The 21,340-nt window shown below is 69.6% G+C and carries 20 protein-coding genes and 1 tRNA gene; 12 read left to right on the forward strand and 9 right to left on the reverse strand.

Features of this window, described 5'->3' with window-relative positions; all coding sequences use genetic code 11:
- Positions 1-15: 15 nt before the first annotated feature.
- Genes LE190_RS01055 through LE190_RS01065 form a run of 3 tightly spaced genes read right to left on the reverse strand, consistent with a single transcriptional unit; the run spans position 16 to position 3,113 of the window.
- Complete coding sequence (locus LE190_RS01055; RefSeq protein ID WP_225236985.1) at positions 16-1,200, reverse strand: sensor histidine kinase; 1,185 nt, start codon at positions 1,198-1,200, stop codon at positions 16-18.
- Positions 1,197-2,681: a carotenoid oxygenase family protein gene (locus LE190_RS01060; RefSeq protein ID WP_225236986.1), complete on the reverse strand. Its 1,485-nt coding sequence runs from the start codon at positions 2,679-2,681 to the stop codon at positions 1,197-1,199. Before LE190_RS01060 ends, LE190_RS01055 begins: the two co-directional genes overlap by 4 nt.
- 9 nt (positions 2,682-2,690) lie before the next feature.
- A complete protein-coding gene (locus LE190_RS01065) occupies positions 2,691-3,113 on the reverse strand; it encodes a DUF2141 domain-containing protein (protein ID WP_225236987.1) in 423 nt (140 codons plus the stop codon).
- Between the two features lie 222 nt (positions 3,114-3,335).
- Here LE190_RS01065 and LE190_RS01070 point away from each other — a divergent pair, with 222 nt between their 5' ends.
- A complete protein-coding gene (locus LE190_RS01070; protein ID WP_225236988.1) occupies positions 3,336-3,656 on the forward strand; it encodes a hypothetical protein in 321 nt (106 codons plus the stop codon).
- 99 nt (positions 3,657-3,755) lie between these two features.
- On the opposite strand, the gene LE190_RS01075 is transcribed toward LE190_RS01070, so the two are convergent.
- Both LE190_RS01075 and LE190_RS01080 read right to left on the reverse strand, forming a co-directional pair.
- The gene (locus tag LE190_RS01075; RefSeq protein WP_224947208.1) at positions 3,756-3,941 is read right to left on the reverse strand and encodes a hypothetical protein; all 186 of its coding nucleotides are present in this window, start codon (positions 3,939-3,941) and stop codon (positions 3,756-3,758) included.
- Positions 3,942-4,075: 134 nt separating this feature from the next.
- On the reverse strand, positions 4,076-4,726 hold the full coding sequence (locus LE190_RS01080) for a TetR/AcrR family transcriptional regulator (protein WP_225236989.1): 651 nt from the start codon (positions 4,724-4,726) through the stop codon (positions 4,076-4,078).
- A 114-nt stretch (positions 4,727-4,840) separates the two neighbouring features.
- Here LE190_RS01080 and LE190_RS01085 point away from each other — a divergent pair, with 114 nt between their 5' ends.
- The 9 genes from LE190_RS01085 (at position 4,841) to LE190_RS01125 (ending at position 16,253) form a co-directional block, all read left to right on the forward strand.
- Positions 4,841-6,004 (forward strand): HlyD family secretion protein, encoded by a 1,164-nt coding sequence (locus LE190_RS01085; protein WP_225236990.1) that lies wholly within the window; start codon positions 4,841-4,843, stop codon positions 6,002-6,004.
- A 9-nt stretch (positions 6,005-6,013) separates the two neighbouring features.
- Positions 6,014-7,618, forward strand: coding sequence for a DHA2 family efflux MFS transporter permease subunit (locus LE190_RS01090; protein WP_225236991.1), 1,605 nt, complete (start codon positions 6,014-6,016; stop codon positions 7,616-7,618).
- 17 nt (positions 7,619-7,635) lie between these two features.
- Complete coding sequence (locus LE190_RS01095) at positions 7,636-9,111, forward strand: efflux transporter outer membrane subunit (RefSeq protein WP_225236992.1); 1,476 nt, start codon at positions 7,636-7,638, stop codon at positions 9,109-9,111.
- Between the two features lie 74 nt (positions 9,112-9,185).
- The gene (locus tag LE190_RS01100) at positions 9,186-10,241 is read left to right on the forward strand and encodes a WD40/YVTN/BNR-like repeat-containing protein (protein ID WP_225236993.1); all 1,056 of its coding nucleotides are present in this window, start codon (positions 9,186-9,188) and stop codon (positions 10,239-10,241) included.
- 59 nt (positions 10,242-10,300) lie between these two features.
- Positions 10,301-12,034, forward strand: a complete 1,734-nt coding sequence (locus LE190_RS01105; protein ID WP_225236994.1) for a DUF8614 domain-containing protein — start codon at positions 10,301-10,303, stop codon at positions 12,032-12,034.
- 210 nt (positions 12,035-12,244) lie between these two features.
- A complete protein-coding gene (locus LE190_RS01110) occupies positions 12,245-13,435 on the forward strand; it encodes a methyl-accepting chemotaxis protein (RefSeq protein ID WP_225236995.1) in 1,191 nt (396 codons plus the stop codon).
- Between the two features lie 113 nt (positions 13,436-13,548).
- Entirely contained in the window at positions 13,549-14,241 is a 693-nt protein-coding gene (locus LE190_RS01115) for a hypothetical protein (RefSeq protein WP_225236996.1), read from the forward strand.
- Positions 14,242-14,346: 105 nt separating this feature from the next.
- Positions 14,347-15,309, forward strand: a complete 963-nt coding sequence (locus LE190_RS01120) for a BON domain-containing protein (protein ID WP_225236997.1) — start codon at positions 14,347-14,349, stop codon at positions 15,307-15,309.
- Positions 15,310-15,428: 119 nt separating this feature from the next.
- On the forward strand, positions 15,429-16,253 hold the full coding sequence (locus LE190_RS01125; protein WP_225236998.1) for an HDOD domain-containing protein: 825 nt from the start codon (positions 15,429-15,431) through the stop codon (positions 16,251-16,253).
- On the opposite strand, the gene LE190_RS01130 is transcribed toward LE190_RS01125, so the two are convergent.
- Positions 16,254-17,174, reverse strand: a complete 921-nt coding sequence (locus tag LE190_RS01130; RefSeq protein WP_225236999.1) for a LysR family transcriptional regulator — start codon at positions 17,172-17,174, stop codon at positions 16,254-16,256. It lies immediately after the preceding gene.
- Between the two features lie 107 nt (positions 17,175-17,281).
- Between LE190_RS01130 and LE190_RS01135 the strand changes: the two genes are divergently transcribed.
- Positions 17,282-17,866, forward strand: coding sequence for a cysteine hydrolase family protein (locus LE190_RS01135; protein ID WP_225237000.1), 585 nt, complete (start codon positions 17,282-17,284; stop codon positions 17,864-17,866).
- Here the strand turns inward: LE190_RS01135 and LE190_RS01140 are convergent.
- From LE190_RS01140 to LE190_RS01150, 3 genes are all read right to left on the reverse strand, one after another.
- The gene (locus LE190_RS01140) at positions 17,845-19,011 is read right to left on the reverse strand and encodes an MFS transporter (protein WP_225237001.1); all 1,167 of its coding nucleotides are present in this window, start codon (positions 19,009-19,011) and stop codon (positions 17,845-17,847) included. The genes LE190_RS01135 and LE190_RS01140 overlap by 22 nt on opposite strands.
- 92 nt (positions 19,012-19,103) lie before the next feature.
- Positions 19,104-19,706: an IMPACT family protein gene (locus LE190_RS01145; RefSeq protein WP_225238028.1), complete on the reverse strand. Its 603-nt coding sequence runs from the start codon at positions 19,704-19,706 to the stop codon at positions 19,104-19,106.
- A gap of 67 nt (positions 19,707-19,773) precedes the next feature.
- Positions 19,774-19,849 (reverse strand) — tRNA-Lys (locus LE190_RS01150).
- A gap of 202 nt (positions 19,850-20,051) precedes the next feature.
- Here LE190_RS01150 and LE190_RS01155 point away from each other — a divergent pair.
- Positions 20,052-21,335 carry a hypothetical protein gene (locus tag LE190_RS01155; protein WP_225237002.1) on the forward strand — a complete coding sequence of 428 codons (1,284 nt, stop codon included), beginning with the start codon at positions 20,052-20,054 and terminating at the stop codon, positions 21,333-21,335.
- Positions 21,336-21,340 lie beyond the last annotated feature (5 nt).

Here is a 21,340-nt window from a genome sequence, read left to right on the forward strand (position 1 = left end):
GCTCGTCGTCTGCGATCAGGGCGTGGGGACGGTCGATGATGGCACCTGGAGAGGAAGCAGCAGGCGCGAGGTGACCCCGCCCGCCGGGTTTTCGATGAGCTGCATGCGGGCCGCGCCGCCGTACAGCTGGCGCAGGCGCTCGCGCAGGTTGGACAGGCCGACGCCGCCGCCCGGACGCGCCGCCGCGTCCGCGCCGGTGCGCAGGCCGAGGCCGGTATCGGCCACTTCGATGCACAGCATGCCGTCGTCGACCCGCGCACGCACCACGATCTCGCCGCCGTCCAGCTTCGGCTCGATGCCGTGCATGATCGCGTTCTCGACCAGCGGCTGCAGCAGCATCGGCGGCAGCGGCAGCGCGCTGAGCGCGGGCGCCAGTTCGAAGCGCCAGCGCAGGCGGCCTTCCAGGCGCACGCCGAGCACGTCGAGGTAGGCGCTGGCCAGGTCCAGTTCGCCGCCGACGCTTGCGTGCTCGGCGCGGCTGGCGGCCAGGCTGGCGCGCAGGTAGTCGATGAAGCGTTCCAGCATGCGGCGCGCCTTGGCCGGCTGGCTGTCGATCAGGCTGACCACGTTGGCCAGCGTGTTGTACAGGAAGTGCGGCTCGATCTGGGCCTGCAGCGCGCGCAGGCGCGCTTCCGCCACCAGCCTGCCGGCGGCGGCGACCTGCTCCTGCTGGCGCGCGCTGTCCGCCTGGCGCCGCATGCGGCGTTCGCCGGCCGCCAGCACCATCACCATCAGCCCCGCGGTCATCAGGCCGAACAGGAGCAGGAACACGAGGGTGCCACTGTACTGGTAGAAGCGCAACGGCATGCGCCCGACCACCAGCGCATTGCCGAACGGGATGCCGATCACGCTGGCGGCGGTGATCGCCAGCACCTGGGCCGCGCGGAACAGGCGGATGTTCTCGCGTGGCAGGGTGCGCTCGATCAGGTGCAGCGCCCCATGGACCATGAAGCCGATCAGGTTGCTGACGACCAGGGTAGCCCACAGCAGGCGCAGGAAGGGAAGCTTGCGCCCGAAGAGAATCTGCAGCACCGCCAGCGCCAGCGCCAGCAGGCTGCTCCAGATCGCCGTGTAGAACAGGTCGCGCGCCAGCGAGGGCGGCCAGCGCCGGAACAGCGGGATCAGTTCCAGCGGGTGGTTGCGCTCGTGCTGCGGCTTGCCGGATGGGGCGGACGGGGCGGACGAGGGTGTGATAGTCATGCTGGTAAGAAATTACCATGAAAGCAGTGCGGTGTGCGATAAGGCAGTCTTGCCAGCACCACCGGACCGTCCGCGACACACGCCGCATCGAACACCGTCATCACGCCCACGCCCTTGCGCAAATCCTGGGCGACGCCGACCAGGTAGCCGTCGGTTTCCGAGCGCGCATGGCGGCGCGGTACCAGGATGTGCTCCTCCACCTGCCAGCCCTCGCCGAAGTCATGGCCGTCGACCTTGCCGCTGTCGGTGTCCACCAGGTTGACGCTCGAGAGCTCGGCGCCGCGGCCGGCGCCGAGCAGCGCCAGGCGGCGGTGGCGGCTGGACACGACCTGGGGCATCACGCGCGGGAATTCGCCAGCGCCGAACAGGCGGGCCGTGCTGGCCCTGCCGCTGGCGTAGTCGAGGCAGACCTGCACCGTTTCGCTACGCCCCTGCAAGGTGGACGGGCGGCGGCCGGCCATCAGGCCGCCCAGCTCGGCCAGCACGTCGCCATGGTGCAGCACGACGTCGAAGCGGGTGCAGTCGCCGTCTTCCCAGGCATTCCCGAAGTGAAACACCATGTCCGGCGGCAGTTCGAATTCCTGGCGCACCGCCAGCGTGTCCTTGGCCACGACCACGATGCGCAGCGGCCGCGCGTCCGGCCCGCTGCCGGCCCAGGCATGGCGCTCGAGGAAGCTCTTGCCCTCGCCGGCGACCAGGTCGTAGGGCGGGATCATGAAGATCAGGTGCTTCGCGCTGACCGCGAAGTCGTGCACCATGGCCAGGCGCGCGATCGGGACCAGGGCCGTGCGCAGCACCTGGCCCGCCGCGCCGATCTGGTACAGCGCCATCCGGCTGGCGCCGGGCAGGGCGCCGAAATTCCACATCCCGCCCTGCGGGTCGGCTTTCGGGTGGGCCGAGAAGGGCATGGCGCGCAGGTCGTCGCGCCAGGTCTTGACGCCCAGCGTGGCGAGGGTTTCCGGATCGAGTTCGTGCGCCGAACCGCCTTCCCATAGCGCATACAGGCGGCCATTGAAAGGCAGCAGGTTGGTGTTGGCGGCGTTGAGGGTGTCGTTGTCCCGGAAGCCCCGGCGCGCCACATGGGTGCCGAAAGAGGGGTAGAGGAACTGGCCGGCCTGCGACTCGTCGGTATGGCGGCGCGTCGCGACGAAGCGGCCCTGGTGCCGCACCTCGCCACCGGCGATGGTCCAGCGCTGGGCGAAACCGTCGCCGTCGAACCAGTGGTGATAGCGCTCGCCGCCCAGCTCGAAGCGGCCCGGGCCGTTGCGGTAGAAGCTGCCTTGCAGGTCGGGCGGCAGGCGGCCGCTGAGGATGGCCGCGCCGGCCTGGCTGCCGGTGGTATCGGCGTACACGCCGAGCGCCCGATCGCGCACCATAGCGGCGTGGAAGCGCTCGCGGGTGGCCTGGTCGGCACGTGCGGCGCCGGCCAGCGTGAGCGCACCGGCCCCCAGGCCGGCCCCGAGGAAGCGGCGGCGGTCCATGGCCGCTCCTCAGCGCAGGCTGATGGTGGTGCTGGCGCCGGCGGCCGGCAGGACGAACTTCACCTGCTCGAAGCTGGGCGGCCCCATGTTGCCGAGCGCATTGTTGCTGAACGCATGGTCCTCGGCGGGAATGCCCATCGCATTCATGTCCATCTTGCCGTTGCCGTTGCTGTCGTGGAACAGGGCAACGCCGTATTCGCCGGGCGGCAAGTCCTTGATGACGACGTCCAGGCTGCCGGCAGCGGCCGGGACCTGGACCGCCCTGGCCGGGCGTTTCAGGAAGCTGCCGGCGGAATCGTAGACGGCGACCAGGATCCGGCCCTGGGCCGACGGAACGTCCTGCACACGCAGGTTCAGGTCGGCGGCGCTGGCACCGGTGCAGGCGAAGCCGGCGAGGCCGGCGAGGAGGATGGCGTGGCGGAACAAGGGCATGGCGGTCTCCAGTGGGTAGTCGATGGAGCGCATTCTGGCAAACCCGGGGAGCCCGCGGCCGCGCTTGCGACGAAACCGCGCGCAGGCGGCGCCAGTGGCAGCGGCGCGGCGCGAAGCGTCGCTTCAATCGTGCCGGCGCGGCGTCGTGCGTCGGCTTGCTATGATGGGGGCGTGGCGGCAAGCCCCCTTGCCGCCGGTCGCAGGAACGACAGGGAGGATGTCATGTACGAATATGGCAATGAATACGTCGGCACGGTGTTCGTGCTGCCCGAAACCCGCTGTTTCGAACTGAAGACCACGGTCCAGGGCGAGCCGGCCATCGTGCATGGCACGATTTCACAGCAGCTGGCGGCCCGCTTCGCCGAGGGCGCGGCGCAGGCCATCGATGCGCGCCAGGTCGCCCTGCAGCCGCGCCGGGTCGAAGTGATGACCCGCGAGATCCACGAGCGCCACCGGGCGCCGCGCAAGGTCTATTGCCTGACCAGGCTGTTCGATTTCGAGCGCGAGCCCCAGGGCGATCCGGCCGCGGCCGTCGCCGGCTGAAACGTCGCCGCGCTGCGCGAGGCCGCAACAACAAAACGCCGCCCGGCTTGCGCGGAGCGGCGTGCTGGTCCGGACCGCCGGGGCGGTTCTCCCATGGTCTCAGGTGAAGGCGATGAAGCGCTCCGGAATATCGATCGTGCCGGCCTTGGCCGCCGCCGCGTAGGCGCGCATCTCCGCAACGACAGCCTCGAGCTGTTCATTGTCGGGATTCTTCAGGAAACCCTTCATGCGCTCCTGCAGCGCGGCCTGCTGGTCGCGCCATTCGTATCGGGAAGACTTGCTCATGCCGCCTCCTCGCGGCGAACAGCCGCTGTCGTTTTTTTGTCCATGACATCCTCCTTTGTGAAGGGTGTCAGGCTCTCATGCCTGCCCGCTCCAGGTCGGTGCGATGACGCACAGACCCTGTTTTGACCATATGGTCAAAATATGCTGCGGTAAAAGAGTTCTAGCCTTTCGGCAAGCAAACGGCGTGCTTCTTCCGGCGCCGGTTCACTGCCCGGAAACAGGAAGCGCAGCACCGGGTCGCCATGGATGCACGCGATCAGGCAGGACGGCAGCTGGGCCAGCGGCAGGCCGGGGCGCAACTGGGCGCGTACCTCGGGCCGGGCAAAATAGCGTTCCAGCATCTCGCGCGTCAGGCGCGGTCCGGCATCGTAGAAGGCTTGCGCCAGTTCCGGATTACTGCCCGCTTCCGCCGTCACCACCCGCTGCAGGGTCATCGCGTCCGGCTCGCACAGCATGGCGTAGAAGTAGCCGGCGAACTCGTCGATGACTTCGCGCACCGGGCGCTGGTCGCTGTCCATGGTGGTCACCGGCAGCAGGCGCTCGCGCCTGGCCGCGAGCACCGCCTTCAGCAGTCCGGCCTTGCCGCCAAACTTCACGTAGATGGTGCGCACCGCCACCCGCGCTTCGCGGGCGATGGTTTCCAGGCTCACGCCCGTATAGCCGTGGCGCAAGAACAGGCAGCCGGCCACCTCGATCAGCTCCCGCATGCGCGCCTCGACTTCGGACGCTTTCGGGCGGCCTGCGGATTTCACCGGGGAAGAAGACACGGGAATGGCTTTGCTCATGCCGGTACTGTAGCCCAGCAAGAAATGAAATGCAACCGTTTCATTTCTTGACTTCGCCGTGTTCATGGCGAATAATGCGCACGAATCATTTCATTTTCATCGGAGTTTGACCCCATGGCAGAATCGCATTCCCCGGCCGCCGTTCCCCCCTCCGCAGCCCAGGCGCCGGCGGCGCCCGGCAAGGCGCCGCCCAACCGGCGCGTGCTGGTCGTGGTGGCGCTGATCGCCCTGGCCGCCCTCGGGGCCGGCGGACGCATGTGGTACCGCAGCAGCCACTTCGTGGAGACCGAGAACGCCTACGTCACCGGGCGCGTGCACCCGGTCTCGAGCCGGGTGGCGGGCGTGGTCACGCGTGTGCTGGTGGACGACAACCAGGTGGTCAGGGCCGGCGACGTGCTCGCCGAGCTGGATCCGGCCGACCACCGCGTGCGCGTCGAGCAGATCGAGGCCCAGATCGCGAGTGTTGAACAGCAGATCGCCCAGGCCGGCGCCCAGGTGGCGCAGGTGAAGGCGCAGGCCGCCGCGGCCGGCGCCCAGGTGCGCCAGGCCGAAGCCCAGCTGGTGCGCGCGCGCCAGGACGCCGAACGCTACGGCCAGCTGTATAGCGACACCATGAAGGCGGTCTCGAAGGCCGAAGTGGATGCGGCGAGCGCCGCGCGCGCCGCCGCCACCGCCGACGTGGCGGCGCGCCGCGACAGCGCCGCCGCCGCCCAGGCCCAGGTCGCCGCCGCCGATGCCGGACGCGAGGTGCTCCAGGCCCAGGTCAAGGTGCTGCAGGCGCAACTGAAGGATGCGCGCCAGCAGCTGGCCTACAACCAGATCGTGGCGCCGGTGCCGGGCCGCGTCGGCCGGCGCGGCGTCGAAGTCGGCGCCCGCGTGCAGCCGGGCCAGCTGCTGCTGGCCGTGGTCGAGGAGGAGGTCTGGGTCACCGCCAATTTCAAGGAAACCCAGCTGGCCGGCCTGGCCCCGGGGCAGCAGGTGAAGCTGGAAGTCGATGCGCTGCCGGGCAAGCACCTGGTGGGCCGGGTGCACAGCTTCGCGCCGGCCTCGGGCAACCAGTTCGCGCTGCTGCCGGCCGATAACGCGACCGGTAACTTCACCAAGATCGTCCAGCGCGTGCCGGTCAAGATCGTGCTCGATCCGCGCGACGTGAAGCAGTATGCCGGCCGCCTGGTGCCGGGCATGTCGGTGGTGGCCGAGGTGGAGCTCGGCCAGGAAGCGGCAGGCAAGCCTGCCGCGACCCGCACCGCCGCCCTGGTCCAGGGCACGGCCCGCTAAGGACCCGCCATGACCAGTCTCACCAAGGCTGGCGTTCCCGGCGCCGTGCCGGGCGCGCCGGTCAACGGCGCCCGCATCGACGCGCGTACCTGGATCGCGGTGGCCGCCGGCATGCTGGGCGCCTTCATGGCGGTGCTCGACATCCAGATCACCAATTCCTCGCTGCGCGACATCCTCGGCACGCTCTCGGCCACCCAGGAAGAGGGATCGTGGATCTCGACCGCCTACCTGTGCGCCGAGATCGTCGTGATCCCGTTGACCGCGCTGTTCGCCCGCGGGTTCGGGGTGCGCTGGTACATGATCGGCACCACCTCGCTGTTCCTGGTGTTCTCGACCCTGTGCGGCGCCGCCTGGAACCTGGAAAGCATGATCGTGTTCCGCATGCTGCAGGGCTTTACCGGCGGGGCCCTGATCCCGATGGCCATGACACTGGTCATGACGCGTCTGCCCGCGTCCAAGCGCGCGGTCGGCATGGCGATCTTCGGCCTGACGGCCACGCTGGCGCCGGCCATGGGCCCGACCCTGGGCGGCTACCTGTCCGAGCTGTACGGCTGGCCCTCGATCTTCTACATCAACTGGGTGCCGGGCGTGCTCCTGATCGCCGGCATGCTGTACGGACTGGACCCGGAGAAGCCCAAGGTCAAGACCCTGCTCAACGCCGACTGGCTCGGCATCGGCCTGATGGCCCTGGGCCTGGCCTGCCTGACCATCTTCCTGGAAGAGGGCAATTCGAAGGACTGGTTCGAGTCCTCCTTCATCGTTACCTTCGCCTCGCTGTCCCTGGTCGGCATCCTGGGCTGGGTGGCGCTGAGCTTTTCGCGCCCGGACCCTTTCGTGAATCTGCGTCTCTACGGCCAACGCAACTTCCTGGTCGCGACCGTGCTGTCGGCGGTGACCGGCATGGGCCTGTACGGCTCGTCCTTCCTGCTGCCGCTCTACCTCGGGCAGATCGCCAACTACACGCCGATGCAGATCGGCGAAGTGATCGCCTGGGTCGGCCTGCCGCAGCTGCTGGTGATGCCCTTCGCGGCGGCGCTGTCGTCCCGGGTGGACAACCGCATCCTGTGCTCCTTCGGCCTGCTGATGTTCGGCGGCTCTTGCCTGATGAACGCCTTCATGGACGCCAGCACCGGCTACGACCAGCTGATGGTGACCCAGGTGGTGCGCGCGATCGGCCAGCCCTTCGTGATGCTGACCCTGTCGAACTTCGCGATGCAGGGACTGCCGCCGAAGGACATGCCGTCGGCCTCGAGCCTGTTCAACATGACCCGCAACCTGGGCGGCTCGATCGGCATCGCGCTGCTGGCCACCAGCCTCACCAACCGCGAGCACTTCCATTCGGCGCGCCTGGGCGAGGCGGTCTCGCAGTACGCCCCGGCGACCCAGGAGCGCCTGGACCAGCTGACCCAGGGCTTGATCGCCGGCGGCATGGACCCGGCCACGGCCGGCAGCCAGGCGCTGGCCGTGATCGATCGCGTGCTGCGGCGCGAGTCCTATGTGATGGCCTATAACGACGGCTTCTGGATCATCGGCCTGGTGCTGATCGCCTGCATCGGCGCGATCTGGCTGGCCGACAAGGTGAAGTCGCCGGGCGGCGCATCGGCCGCCCATTGAGAATGAAGAGAATGACCATGCTGAAGAAACTCGTCCTGGCCAGTGCACTGGCCAGCGCCCTGGCGGCCTGCTCGACCGTCGGCCCCGACTTCGCCGCACCCGCCGGCCCATCCGGCGCAGGCTACCGCCACGCGGCCGCCACGGCCGCTACGGCCGCCACCGCTGCCGCGGACCCGGCGCGCCTGCCGGCCCGGTGGTGGACCGTGTTCGGCGATGCCACCCTCGATGCGCTGGAGGCGCGCGCCCTGCGCGACAATCCGGGCGTGCTGGTGGCCGCGCAGCGCCTGCTGCAGGCCCAGGCCCAGCTGGGCGTGGTGCGCGCCGGACAGGCGCCCAACCTCGCCGTTGGCGCGGGCGTGTCGAATGCGCGCACCTCGAGCGAGACCTCGCAGGGCATCGCCCTGGGCGGGCGCTCGATCGAGGGCAACAACTTCAGCCTCGGCGCTTCGCTGTCGTATGAACTCGACCTGTGGGGCCGGGTACGGCGGGTGGTAGAGGCGGCCGACGCGCAGGCGCTGGCGGCGCAGATCGACCGCGACGGCGTGCTGCTGATGCTGTCCGGCCAGGTGGCCGCCGGCTACTGGCAGCTGCGCGGGCTGGATGCCGAACTGGCGATCCTGGAGGCGGCGCTGGCGGCGCGCGGCGAGGCCCGGCAGCTGGTGGAAGCGCGCTTCAAGGCCGGCCTGTCGAACGAACTGGACGTCTCGCGCGCGCGCATCGAGCACGCCAACGCCGAGACCGACCTGCACGAGCTGCGGCGCCAGCGCAACACGGTGGAGCATGCGCTGGCCACGCTGGTGGGGGCATCGCCCAGCCAGCCGCTGCTGCCGGCCGCGCAGGGCGCCGCCGCGGCCGCGCTGCCGCTGCCGCCGGCCATCCCGGTCGGCCTGCCGGCCAGCCTGCTCGGCCAGCGTCCCGACCTGGCGGCCAGCGTCGCCCAGCTGCGCGCAGCGAATGCCCAGGTCGGCGTGGCCGAAGGCGCCTTCTATCCTTCGCTGACGCTGACCTCGAACTTCGGCTTTGCCTCCGAACACCTGCGCGACTTGGCCAGCGGCGGCGCGCGCCAGTTCTCCCTCGGGCCGCTGGCGCTGTCGCTGCCGGTGTTCGACGGCGGCCGCAACCGCGCCAACCTGGCGCTGTCGAAGGCGCGCTACGAGGAAGCGGTGGCGAACCACCAGGCGCGCCTGCTGGGCGCGCTGCGCGAAGTGGAAGACGCGTTGTCCGACGTGGAAGGGCGCCAGCGCCAGGGCGAGGCCCAGGCCGGGTCGCAGCAGGCCGCGGCGCGCGCGCTGCTGGTGGCGCAGGCGCGCTACGAGCGCGGCCTGTCCACTTACCTGGACGTGACCGAGGCCCAGCGCAGCTCGCTCGCGGCCGACCGCACGGCCAGCCAGATCCGCACCCAGCGCCTGCTGGCCAGCGTGGCGGTCGCGCGCGCACTGGGCGGCGGCTGGACCCAGGGCGCAGCGCTGGCCACGGTCGCCAAGGCACCGTAGGGCGGCCTGCCCGCCGGGCGGGCCGGCCGTCCATGCGGCTACAATGCGTGATCATCCAACCGTCGAGGATCACCATGCTCTTGCGCGCACCCGCCCTGTTCATCGCCGCCCTGTTCACGTCCAGCGGGGCCATGGCCCAGTCCTGGCAGACGGTTCCCAGCCCCACCGGGGCCGAGCTGCGCGGCCTGTCCGTGGTCAGCGACAGCGTGGCCTGGGCCAGCGGCACCAAGGGCACCGTGCTGCGCACCGTGGACGGCCAGGCCTGGCAAGCCATGCGCATTCCCGACGCCGAAGCGATCGACCTGCGCGACATCCAGGCCTTCGATGCCGACACCGCCGTGGCGATGGGCGCCGGCCCGGGCGCGGCCTCGCGCGTGTACCGTACCGAGGACGGCGGCGCCAGCTGGCGCCTGGTCGCCACCAATGCCGTGGCCGAAGGCTTCTGGGACGCGATGGCGTTCTGGGACAAGGACCACGGCATCCTGTTCGGCGACCCGGTCAAGGGCAGCTTCCAGGTGTACACGACGGGGGACGGCGGCCGCTCGTGGCAGCAGGCCGACGCCAAGGGCATCGAGGCGATGCCGGGCGAGGGCGCCTTCGCCGCCAGCGGCACTTGCCTTACCGTGGCCGGCACCCACGACGCCTGGATCGCCACCGGCGGCAGCGCCAGCGCGCGCGTGTTCCACTCGCGCGACCGCGGCCAGACCTGGCGCGCATCAGCGACCCCGGTTCCGGCCGGCGCCGCCGCGCGCGGCGTGTTCTCGGTCGCCTTCCTGAATCCGAAGGAAGGCTTCGCCGCTGGCGGCGACTACAAGGAGACCCGCCTGGCCGGTACCAACGGCGCTTATACCATCGACGGCGGCGCCAGCTGGACGCCGGTGCAGGTGGCGCCCGCCGGCTACCTGTCGGTAGTGGTGCCGGTGCCGGGCGCGCCGCGCGCCCTGGTGGCCGCCGGCCTGGCCGGATCGGGCTACTCGCTCGACGCCGGCCGCAGCTGGACCGAATTCGACCGTACGCCGCTGAACACGGTCGGCTTTTCCGGCCCGGCCCACGGCTGGGCGGTCGGTCCGAAGGGCCTCTTGATGAAGTATGCCGGACCGGCGCTCGACCGCCCGGCAGCCCGGCAGTGACGAAGGGTGGATGACGGATCGATCGGAATCGCCCCAACAATAACCTGACAGGAGACACCATGAACAAGCTGTTCGCCCCCCTCGTACTGGCCGCCGCACTCGGCGCCGTCCTTGCCCCTGCCCATGGCGCCGATGCCGCCGACGGTGCCGGTTCGCCCAGCGCAGCCCAGCTGCAAGCCATGGGCAAGCGCTTCGCACCGGTCGAGCTGAAGGCCGACCTGTCGGCGCTGTCGAAAGGCGACCGCGCCGCCATGGCCAAGCTCATCGAAGCGGCGAAGATCATCGACACCCTGCAGCTGCGCCAGCGCTGGTCCGGCAACGAAGCCCTGTGGGCCGCGCTGCGCAAGGACGGCTCGGCGCTCGGCCGCGCGCGCCAGGACGCGTTCTGGCTGAACAAGGGCCCGTGGTCGGGCCTGGACGACAACCGCTCCTTCATGCCGGCCGAGTATGCCGGCATCCGGATCCCGGCCAAGAAGCCGCTGGGCGCCAATTTCTATCCCGAGAACGCGAGCAAGGAAGCGCTGGAAAGCTGGATGAACGGCCTGCCGCCCGCGCAGAAGGCCGATGCGCAATGGTTCTTCACGGTGATCCGCAGCGGCCCGGACGGCAAGTTCCGCACCGTGAAGTATTCGGACGAATACCGGGCGGACCTGGAACGCCTGGCGGGCCTGCTGCGCGAAGCCGCGGCCACCACCGACAATGCCTCGCTCAAAAAATTCCTGGGCCTGCGCGCCGACGCCTTCCTGTCGAACGACTACCTGGCCTCGGACTTCGCCTGGATGGACCTCGATTCGCCGGTCGACGTCACCATCGGACCCTACGAGACCTATAACGACGAGCTGTTCGGCTACAAGGCCGCGTTCGAAGCCTATGTCAGCATCCGCGACCAGAAGGAGACGCAGAAGCTGGCCTTCTTCGGCAAGCACCTGCAGGAGCTGGAAGACAACCTGCCGCTGGACAAGCAGTACCGCAACCCGAAGGTCGGCGCGATCGCGCCGATGGTGGTGGTGAACCAGGTATATGGCGCCGGCGACGGCAACATGGGCGTGCAGACCGCCGCCTACAACCTGCCGAACGACGAGCGCGTGATCCGCGAGCGCGGCTCCAAGCGGGTGATGCTGAAGAACGTACAGGAAGCCAAGTTCGCCTCGACCCTGATGCCGATCTCGAAGCTGGTATTGCGCGCGCAGGACCAGAAGGACCTCGACTTCGATGCCTTCTTCACCCACATCCTGGCGCACGAGATCATGCACGGCCTGGGTCCGCACCACACGAAGAAGGACGGCAAGGATTCCACGCCGCGCCAGGACCTGAAGGACGCCTACTCGACCATCGAGGAAGCCAAGGCCGACATCACCGGCCTGTGGGCGCTCGGCTACATGATGGACAAGGGCCTGCTGAAGGACACCCTGGGGCAGGGCGCGCAGGCCGAGCGCAAGCTGTACAACACCTTCCTGGCCTCGGCCTTCCGCACCCTGCACTTCGGCCTGACTTCCTCGCATGCGCGCGGCATGGCGATCCAGATGAACTACCTGCTCGACAAGGGCGCCTTCGTGGCCAATGACGACGGCAGCTTTTCGGTGGACTTCAGGAAGATCAAGGCGGCGGTGGCCGACCTGGACCGCGAATTCCTGACCATCGAGGCCACCGGCGACTATGCGCGCGCGAAGGCGATGATGGCCAGGTACGTGGTGATCCGTCCGGAAGTGCAGAAGGCGCTCGACCGGCTGAGCTCGCGCGTGCCGAACGATATCCGTCCGCGCTTCGTGACGGCGGAAGCGCTGGCCAGATAAGCGATAAGGCAAGGCCGGGAGCGCGGGGAGGGCGGCCCCGCCCCGCCGCCAGGCCGATTGGTATGGACGCAACAGTGTTCCCGCGTTTTGCCCGACTTGGGCGGAAAGCGCTCTCGGTCCATTCGGCACGCATGTTATAGTCAATGCATTGCTTAGGGGAAATTATCGAGAGCCGTCCCGGTGCGGTCCCCGGCCTCCAACGACGAGAACATGACGACGAAGCCCCTTTCCACTGGCGCGCGGCTGGCCATCGGCTACGGCGCCGTGCTCCTCCTGATGACTGCCCTGGCGGTACTGGCCGCGGGGCGCGCGGGGCAGATCGAGCAACTGCTGTTTCGTATCGACGAGATCAGCGGCATCAAGCAGCGCTACGCGGCCGAGATGCGCAGCAGCGTGCGCGACCGCGCGATCGCGGTGCGCGACATCGTGCTCGCTGCGGATCCCGCGGCGGCGGCCGCCCCGATCTCGCGCAGCAAGACCCTGGACGACGCCTATGCGCGCGCGGCGTCGCCGCTGGACGCGCTGTTCCACGAACTGCCCGGCATCCTGCCCGCCGAGCGCGACGCGCTGGCCGCCATCAAGGAGCAGGAAAGGCGCACCCGCCCGCTGGTCGAACGCGTGATCGCGCTGCACGCGGCCGGCCAGCTGCCCGAGGCCGCCGCCCTGCTGGCGCAGCAGGTGGCGCCAGCCTATGTCGACTGGCTGGCCAGCACGACGCGCTTCATCGAACTCGAAAAGAAACTGGCGGACGACGACATGGCAGCGGCGCGCACGCTGGCCTCCGGCTTCGCCCAATGGATCGTGCTGCTGTGCGCGGGCGCGGTCGCGGCGGCCGTGATGGGCACCTGGTACGTGGTGCGCCGGCTGCCCCTGCCATCCGCGGCCGCGCACGCGGGCGCCGCGCCGGCCGCCGCAGCGGCCGCTGCGGCGGCTCCGCCCAAGCGCGTCGACGACATCGTCGGCGCGATCGACGGCCTGGCCTTCCGCGCCAACATCCTGGCGCTCGACGCCGCCGTGCAGGCGCTGCGCATCGGCGAACCCGACGAAGGCCGCAAGGCCGTGGTACAGGAACTGCAGGCGCTGGCGCTGCGCTCGAACGCGGTGGTGAAGGACATCCGCGACCTGGTCGGCAGCCCGGTGGCGCACATGGAAGACGCGGGCGCGCTGCAGGCCATCGCGAACGCCGTGGCGCGCGTGACGGCAGTCACTTCCTCGATTGGACAGGACGCGGGCCAGCCGGATCCGCCCACCGAGTCCGCATTGCGCACCACGGCCCTGCTGCAGGCGTCCACCGCGGCCGCCGCCATGGAAGCCGAGGCGCAGCGCCTGGTGGCCATGGTCGCCCCGGCGCTGCAGGGCACCGGCGCGAGCGTCCCCCCACGCGCGGCGGGGCAGAACTGACAAGATTGCCGTTCTAAAAACGGAAAAATATTTTCCCCAAGGGCGAGGGCGATTTCGCTTCAGCGCGGGCTAGAATTGCCGATAGGCATTTCACTGTCCTTGGAGAAACTCTCATGTTCAAGCCCCTGCTGCTCGCCCTCGGCCTGGCGCTGTCCGTTCCCGCGCTCCATGCCGCCGAGCTCACCGCGCTCGAGCAGCGCTGGCTGGCCGCCGCCGGGCCGGTGCTGGCCTATTCCCAGCAGCTCAAGCTGCCGCTCGACATTACCGTGCAGCCCCGGCCGCGTCCGGGCGACGTGCCGCTGGCCATGGGTTTCGACCAGGGACGCTGCAAGCTCGTGATGTCCCTGCGCAACAATCCCGATGCCGAAACCGTGCTGGCCGGGATTCCCGAAGCCGAGCAGGCCGTGCTGATCGAAGCCATGGCGGCGCACGAGATCGCGCATTGCTGGCGCTATGCCCGCGGGGCCTGGCATGCGCTGCCGGCCGGTTTCGTCGAAGTGGGCGACGAGCGTGCGGCCGACGCCGCGCTGCTGGCCGCGTCGCGCGCGATGCGCGAAACGCGGCGCGAGGAGGGTTTTGCCGACCTGGCCGCCCTGGCCTGGACCCGGCGCAGCAATCCGGACGACTATGCGCGCGTCTACCACTGGCTGTCCGGCGTGCGCGAGCGGGTGGCGGTGCCGCGCAGTGGCCACGATACCCGTGCCTGGGTGCGCCTGGCGGGCGATGGCGCCGCCTTCGGCGCGGCCGCCGCTCCCTTCGACGATGCGGTCGGCCTGTGGCGGGAAGGACTGTTGCGCGCCGACTAGGGCTTGTTAACAACATGTCCATACATTGTTCGGTGTCGCACAGATGCTGGCGGCGGTGAAGCGTCTAATGGACGCCATCACTACAACTGAACAAAGGGACCAATCATGAACAAGCTCCTCGCCACCCTGCTGGCCAGTGCCGTCGGCGCCACCATCGCCGCAGCCCCCGCCGCGGCCCAGAACGATGCTGCCGGCTACCGCAAGGCCATGCAGAAGATCGAGGCCGACCACAAGGCCGCCAAACAGAAATGCGACGCGCTCAAGGATGAAGACATCTGCGAAGAGCAGGCCGACGTGGCCCGTGCCCGTGCCGAACTCGATGCGGTCACCAAGCACGACAACACCGCGGCCCGGCGCGACGCCGCGCGCCGCAAGCTGGCCGAGGCAGAATACGAGCTGGCCGAAGAGAAGTGCGACGTCATGAAGGGCGACGCCAAGGACAGCTGCATGAACAATGCCAAGTCGGTGCGCACCGCGGCGCTGGCCGAGCTCCGCGGCGGCGCCGACAGCCGTGCCGACAGCCGTGCCGGCGGCAGCGGTGGCACCGCGGCCACGGCTGCCGGCAGCGCCGGCCTGGTCGCGAGCACCGACACCAAGGATCCGGTGAAGGCCGCCGCGGTCGAGAAGTGCGAAGAGAAGGGCAGCAAGACCGCCTGCCTGGTCGAGAACAAGGACGCGCCGGATACCGCGCTGGAGCGCGCCGGCGAGAAGACCCGCAACGCCGCCGCGGCCGTCGTGGACAAGACGAAGAATGCGGCGCACAGCGTGGCCGACAAGACCCGTGAGATGACCGCCGGCGGCGCCGCCGCGACCGCTGTCGACAAGACCGAGCGTGCCGGCAGCCGCACCGCGGGCGCGATGTCGGATACCGCGATCACCGCCAAGGTCAAGGCCGGACTGGCCGCGCAGCCGGATACCAGCGCGCTGGCGATCAAGGTCGAGACCGAGAAGGGCGTCGTGATGCTGAGCGGCTTCGTCGAGTCGAAGGCGGAGGCCGAACGCGCCGAGAAAGTGGCCAAGGGCGTCGAGGGCGTGAGCAAGGTGAAGAACACGCTGAAGGTCAAGTAAGGCCTGCCTGCAGCGCAGGCAGCGCTGGCAGCCCGCGCCCTGGCGCGGGCTTTTTGCGCTTTTCGCGCCGCCCGGCCGCAGCGGGCAGGACCGCCCGCCTGCGCAGGTATAATTCCCGGGTGAACAAACTCGAAGCCTTCGGCTACATTGCCGCCCAGGCCGCGCGGGGAGAGATCAGTTTCCCCACCAGCGTGAACGCCGTGCTGCGCCTGCAGCTGGCCCTGGACGATCCGGATTGCCACGTGGATGAGGCGATCCGGCTGGTGTTGTCCGAACCGCAGCTGGCCGCGCGCACGGTGGCGCTGGCCAACACGGCCGCCTTCGGCCAGGGCGACATGCAGGTCACGAATGTGCGCGCCGCGGTGCTGCGCATCGGCTACCGCCGCCTGCGCGGGCTGGTGGCGGCGCTCATGGTGCGCCAGTTCGGCCATCGCATCGCCGACCGGGTGCTGCGTGTCAAGGCCGGACAGCTGTGGACCCACAGCGCCGAAGTGGCGGCGCTGGCGCAGGCGCTGGCGCGCCACGTCACGGGAACCGATCCCGACACCGCCCTGTTCGCCGGCATCGTGCACGAGGTCGGCGGCTTCTACCTGCTGTCGCGCGCCGACGAGTTTCCCGGCCTGCTCGAGGACGATACCGAGAACTGGAGCATGCTGGTGGAGGACGTGGCCAGCCTGGAGATCATGCGCAAGCTGGCGATCCCGGAAGCGGTGGCGCAGGCCATTGGCGCCCTGCGCGACGGCGTCCTGAACCCGGAGCCGCACACCTTGCTCGACACCCTGCTGCTGGCCAACCGCTACGCGCTGGTCGACTCGCCGCTGGGCGGCCCGGGTGCCAGGCGGGACGACACCGCACCCGGCCTGCTCGACGCAGCCACGCTGCAGATCCTGCGCAGCGAGGCTGCCGAGACCGCCCAGGCGCTGGGCGACGCGGCGCTCGTTTGACTACTGCGACTCCCAGCCGACGATGCCGGCGCGGCCGGCCTGCGTGAGGGCGGCCAGCTTCCGGTCGCGCAGCGCGCGCACGACGGCCCGCACCCGGGGCGTGCGCATCAGGTCCGGCAGCGCCGCGATCGCGAACTGGCGCCGCGCCGGAATCGGCAAGGGCAGGATCTTCACATCGGGCGGCTCGGGGAAGGTGGCCAGGCGCGGCAGGATCGAATAGCCCATGCCGCGGCCGACCATGGCGGCAATGCTGGTGTCGTTGGCCAGCAGGCGGCCCGGTTCGGCAGCAAAGCCCGCCGCGCGGCAGCGCGCCAGGATGTCCGCGGCGCCGCTGCAGCTCAGGCCGATGAAGGGCAGGGCACCGAAAGCGGGCCAGCCGGAGTTGCTCTCGGGCGGCAGCTGCAGGCTGCCGGGAACCACCAGCACGTAATCGTCGTGCAGGTAAGGGTGCGAGGCCAGCGCCCCCGCCAGCGGCAGCTGGGCAATACCGATCTCGGCCAGCCCGTCCTGCAGGGCGCCGGTGACGTCGGCGCGCTGCTCGCAGCTGTCGTCGATGTCCACGCGCAGCCCCGGATGGGTCTGCGCCAGCGCTTCCACCACGTGGGGCAGCAGATGGGTGCCGACGCTGCGGAAACACGCGATGCGCACGACGCCATCGACGCCGCCGCCGGGCATGGCCGCCTCGCGCAGCGCGGCTTCCAGGCGCAGCATCTGGCGCGCCTTGGCCAGCACCCGTTGTCCAGCCTCGGTCGGCCTCGCGCCGTCGCGGCCGCGTGCCAGCAGGCTGACGCCCAGTTCGCCTTCGAGTTCGGCGATCGCATGGCTGATGCGCGACTGCGTACAGCCCAGCTCCGCGGCGGCGGCGCTGAAACTGCCGTGCTCGGCCACGGCAACCAGCATCGTCAGTTGGTTCAGTTTCATGCCATCGAAATCCTTCATGTCAAGCCGGCCATTATCCGCCATTTCGGTTGTGCCTTCCTGATGAGGAGCGCAGGATGGCGCTTCGACTCACTCGGTGAAACCAATCAATGAAGCCATTACCCGCGAACGCAGCCCTGATCAGCATCGACGTGCAGCAGGCCTTCAACGAACCCAGCTGGGGCCGGCGCAACAACCCCGATGCCGAGCAAACGATCGCCGCGCTGCTGGCAGCCTGGCGCGCAACCAGCCGGCCGATCTTCCACATCCAGCACCGCTCGGCGTCACCAAGCGGACTGTTCCGTCCAGGGACTCCGGGCTACGAGCACAAGCCCGAGGCCCGGCCGCTGGCGGGCGAGCCGGTGGTGGTCAAGGGCGTCAACAGTGCCTTCATCGGCACCGACCTGGAGGCGCGCCTGCGCGCGGCCGGCATCGGGACCCTGGTGATCGTCGGCCTGAGCACCGACCACTGCGTGTCGACGACGGCGCGGATGGCCGGCAACCTCGGCTTCGACACGCATGTCGTGGCGGATGCCACCGCGACCTTCGAACGTACCGGTCCGGACGGCCGGCACTACACGGCCGAGCAGATGCACGGCACGGCCCTGGCCAGCCTGCATGGGGAATTCGCCACCGTGCTGGGCTCGCAGGAGGTGCTGGCAGGCATGGGGTGTCACACGGCGGCGCGCGCCTGAACGCGGCCCTGCGCCAGCATCGTCGCAGCCAGTATCACGCCCGCCAGCGCGAGTCCGGCCGCGACCCACTGCGGCGCCGCGGACGAATAGCCAAGGCTCAGCGGGATCCCGCCGAGGAAGGCCCCCAGGGCGTTGCCGATATTGAAGCCCGACTGCCCCAGCGAGGAACCCAGCATTTCGGCGTCGCGCGAATGCTCGATCAACAGCATCTGGATCGGCGGACCCAGTGCCAGCGCGTTGGCCCCGGTGGCAAAAGCCAGCAGCAGCATGGCCGGCTGCGATGCGGCGAACAGGCCGTTGCACAGCAGCAGCGTGCTCATGCCGGCCAGCAGGAGCAGGATCGCCTGCAGCGGCGGTACCCGGTCCGCCAGCCTGCCGCCCAGCAGCACGCCCACCGTCATGCCGACGCCAACCACCGTCATCACCATCGGGAGGCGCGCGGGCTGAAGGCGCGTGACCTCGGTCAGCAAGGGCGCGATATAGCTGAAGAAGGCGAAGAAGCCGCCGGTGCCGATCGAGGTGATCGCCAGGGCCAGCCACAGCGCGCGGTTGCGGAAGATGCGCAGGTCCTGGCGCAGGCTGGTGCGCGCGTTCGCCGCGATCGGCGGCACCAGCCGGCGCAGGGCGAACACGGTGAACAGGCCGATCGCGGCCACCACCAGGAACACCGCGCGCCAGCTCAGGTTGTGGCCGAGCCAGGTGCCGGCCGGTACCCCGAACACGTTGGCCAGGGTCAGGCCGGTGAACATGGTGGCCAGCGCGGCCGCCACCTTGCCCTCGTCGGCCAGCTGGCGCGCCACCACCGCGCCGACGCCGAAGAAGGCGCCATGCGGCAGCCCGGCCATGAAGCGCGACAGCAGCATGACTTCGTAGTTCGGCGCAAAGGCCGACATCGCGTTAAACAGCGTAAACAGCGCCATGAACCACATCAGTACGCTGCGTGGCGGACGGTGGGCGAGCAGGCTGACTAGGGTCGGCGCGCCGATCACGACGCCCAGCGCATAGGCGGTGATCAGGTGGCCCGCCTGCGGGATCGTGATGCCCAGGCCGGCGGCGACGTCGGGCAGGATGCCCATGATGACGAATTCGGTCATGCCAATGCCGAAGCCGCCCAGGGCGAGGGGGAGGAGACTCTTCTTGATCAAGGTGGGACGCGAAGTGGCGGGTGGAGCGGCACTATAGCGCCTGGCCGGCGCGCAGTCCGCTTTCCTCTGGTGATGACAGGTATGGCCTTGCGCTATGGCGCGCCGGACTCCGTGCGCGGCCAGGCGATGCGCCCGTGGCCGGCATCGTCGAGGCGGACGCGCAGCGCGCCCGCGTCCTGGACCGGCAGGCTGAAATCGAAGCGGACATCGTCGCCGTGCGCGACCGCGAGCAGGCGCGCGCCGGCCGCGTCGAGTTCGCGCCGCACCAGGCCTTCGAGCGCGTACGGGGCGGTGCAGCACAGTTCCTGGCGCTTGATGATCGGCACCTTGCTTGCCTGGAGCAGGGCCTGGGCCACGCTGTCGGTATACGCGCGCACCAGGCCGCCCGCCCCCAGCTTGACCCCGCCGAAGTAGCGCACCACCGTGGCCAGCACGCCTTCCAGGTCCTGGTGGCGCAACACGTCGAGCATCGGACGCCCCGCGGTGCCGCTCGGTTCGCCGTCGTCGACCGCCGCCGACTGGCCGCCGGCCAGCAGCGCCCAGCACACGTGGGCGGCGCCGGGATGGGCGGCGCGCAGGCTGGCCACGACCTGCTGGGCGCCGGCGCGGTCCGGCATCGGCTGGACGCAGGCGAGGAAGCGGCTCTTCTTGATGACGAGTTCGAAGTGGACGGGAGCAGCGAGGGTGTAGGGCATGGCGCCGAGCGAAAGGAAAACAAAAAAGGCGTCACGATCGCTCATGACGCCTTCCTTGCTGAATCTTTGGTAGGCCGTGCTGGGCTCGAACCAGCGACCAACGGATTAAAAGTCCGCTGCTCTACCAACTGAGCTAACGACCCGAAGAAGCCGACATTATAGCGGCGTTTGCGTGAATATCCAAGTGCTTCATGTCAATTTGTTTCCGATACGGTCGGTCCGCCGCCTGTGCGCCAAGTCCCCCCTTCGAAGGGGATGGGATGGCCGGCGCCAGGACCGCACAATGGGCGCTCGACGTACAGCCAGTCCGTACCGCATCCACTTACCATACCGATAGGGGGTTCCATGTCCTCGCCAAGCCGTCTCGCCCTTGCCGTGTCGGGCCTGTTCATCCTGCCTTCCGCCCTGGCCGCGCCGCCGGCGCAAAAGGTCAAGCCGCCTGTCAGCCAGGCCTATATCGATCTCGCGACCTTCTCCGGCGGGATGCCGATGCCGCCCGGCGCCGCCGGCATGATGGGGAGCCTGCTGGGCGCCAGGAACAACGAGAACAGCTTCGGCATGACCCAGTCCCAGAGCCCGGGGCGCTGGATGGATGTGACGCTCCTGACCCGCAACAACGGCAAGCTCAGGACCGCGACCCAGAGCGTGCCGGCCGGCGCCAGGATGGGCCCGGTGCTGAACCTGCTGGCGCCCGAGCAGGGACCGGTCGAGCCCATTCCCGACGACACGCCGCAACCGGCGAAGTTCGAGATGCCGAAAGGGAAAATGTACCTGTACTGGGGCTGCGGCGCCGAGGTGCGCAAGGGCCAGCCGCTGGTGATCGACCTGGCGAAAATGGATGCCTCGCAGTTCGGCAAGTTCTTCCAGAACCGCAGCGCCACCACCCGCGTGCCCGGACCGGCGCCCGGCCGCCCCGCCTGGCCGAACAAGACCGATGCGCGGCGCCTGCCGGACGGCGCCTCGCTGGTCGGCGAGCATGCGTTTGCCGGTGACGGCGTGGTGGACGGCTTCAGGTTCAGTGTCGACGCCAGGCACGACCTGATGCCTGCCGTCGAGGCCAGCCGCGGCGAGGCCGGCGGCGGCGTGCTGTTCAGGTGGAAGCCGATGCAGCAGGCCAGCGCCTGGTTCGTGCAGGCAATGGGCATGCGCGACACCAGCAAGGGCGGCGAGATGGAAATGGTGTACTGGAGCTCGAGCGAACTGCCGGACATGGGCATGGGCCTGGTGAACTACCAGCCCAACGGCTCGATCGCCAAGTGGCAGAAGGAAAAAGTGCTGCTGCCGGCCTCGGCCACCGAATGCGTGGCGCCGAAGGAGGCGGTGAGCGCGATGTCGATGTCGCGCGTCATCGCGTATGGCGAGGAACTGAACATGGCCTATCCACCGCGGCCGCAGGACCCGAAGGTCGCCTGGGAACCGCAATGGGACGTGAAGCTGCGCCTGAAGTCGGTCGCCTCGCTGATGCCGGGCATGGACGGGGCGATGCAGGCGGCGATGGCGGGCCAGGACGGCGAGCCTGAGCAGCGCCAGGCGCCTGGCTCGGTAGCGGGGGCGGCGAAGGAAGCCGCGAAGGAATCGGTGACCAGGGGCGTGGTCGATTCGGTGGTGCGTGGCCTGTTCGGACGCTGAGTCGC

This window comes from Massilia hydrophila (assembly GCF_020208145.1).
In the GTDB taxonomy this organism is placed as follows: Bacteria; Pseudomonadota; Gammaproteobacteria; order Burkholderiales; family Burkholderiaceae_D; genus Telluria; species Telluria hydrophila.

What these genes read in the sequence shown, in the direction of transcription:
- LE190_RS01055 (WP_225236985.1), bottom strand. Translation starts at nt 1,200, where the DNA reads ATGACTATCACACCCTCGTCCGCCCCGTCCGCCCCATCCGGCAAGCCG.
- LE190_RS01060 (WP_225236986.1), bottom strand. Translation starts at nt 2,681, where the DNA reads ATGGACCGCCGCCGCTTCCTCGGGGCCGGCCTGGGGGCCGGTGCGCTC.
- LE190_RS01065 (WP_225236987.1), bottom strand. Translation starts at nt 3,113, where the DNA reads ATGCCCTTGTTCCGCCACGCCATCCTCCTCGCCGGCCTCGCCGGCTTC.
- LE190_RS01070 (WP_225236988.1), top strand. Translation starts at nt 3,336, where the DNA reads ATGTACGAATATGGCAATGAATACGTCGGCACGGTGTTCGTGCTGCCC.
- LE190_RS01075 (WP_224947208.1), bottom strand. Translation starts at nt 3,941, where the DNA reads ATGAGCAAGTCTTCCCGATACGAATGGCGCGACCAGCAGGCCGCGCTG.
- LE190_RS01080 (WP_225236989.1), bottom strand. Translation starts at nt 4,726, where the DNA reads ATGAGCAAAGCCATTCCCGTGTCTTCTTCCCCGGTGAAATCCGCAGGC.
- LE190_RS01085 (WP_225236990.1), top strand. Translation starts at nt 4,841, where the DNA reads ATGGCAGAATCGCATTCCCCGGCCGCCGTTCCCCCCTCCGCAGCCCAG.
- LE190_RS01090 (WP_225236991.1), top strand. Translation starts at nt 6,014, where the DNA reads ATGACCAGTCTCACCAAGGCTGGCGTTCCCGGCGCCGTGCCGGGCGCG.
- LE190_RS01095 (WP_225236992.1), top strand. Translation starts at nt 7,636, where the DNA reads ATGCTGAAGAAACTCGTCCTGGCCAGTGCACTGGCCAGCGCCCTGGCG.
- LE190_RS01100 (WP_225236993.1), top strand. Translation starts at nt 9,186, where the DNA reads ATGCTCTTGCGCGCACCCGCCCTGTTCATCGCCGCCCTGTTCACGTCC.
- LE190_RS01105 (WP_225236994.1), top strand. Translation starts at nt 10,301, where the DNA reads ATGAACAAGCTGTTCGCCCCCCTCGTACTGGCCGCCGCACTCGGCGCC.
- LE190_RS01110 (WP_225236995.1), top strand. Translation starts at nt 12,245, where the DNA reads ATGACGACGAAGCCCCTTTCCACTGGCGCGCGGCTGGCCATCGGCTAC.
- LE190_RS01115 (WP_225236996.1), top strand. Translation starts at nt 13,549, where the DNA reads ATGTTCAAGCCCCTGCTGCTCGCCCTCGGCCTGGCGCTGTCCGTTCCC.
- LE190_RS01120 (WP_225236997.1), top strand. Translation starts at nt 14,347, where the DNA reads ATGAACAAGCTCCTCGCCACCCTGCTGGCCAGTGCCGTCGGCGCCACC.
- LE190_RS01130 (WP_225236999.1), bottom strand. Translation starts at nt 17,174, where the DNA reads ATGAAACTGAACCAACTGACGATGCTGGTTGCCGTGGCCGAGCACGGC.
- LE190_RS01135 (WP_225237000.1), top strand. Translation starts at nt 17,282, where the DNA reads ATGAAGCCATTACCCGCGAACGCAGCCCTGATCAGCATCGACGTGCAG.
- LE190_RS01145 (WP_225238028.1), bottom strand. Translation starts at nt 19,706, where the DNA reads ATGCCCTACACCCTCGCTGCTCCCGTCCACTTCGAACTCGTCATCAAG.
- LE190_RS01155 (WP_225237002.1), top strand. Translation starts at nt 20,052, where the DNA reads ATGTCCTCGCCAAGCCGTCTCGCCCTTGCCGTGTCGGGCCTGTTCATC.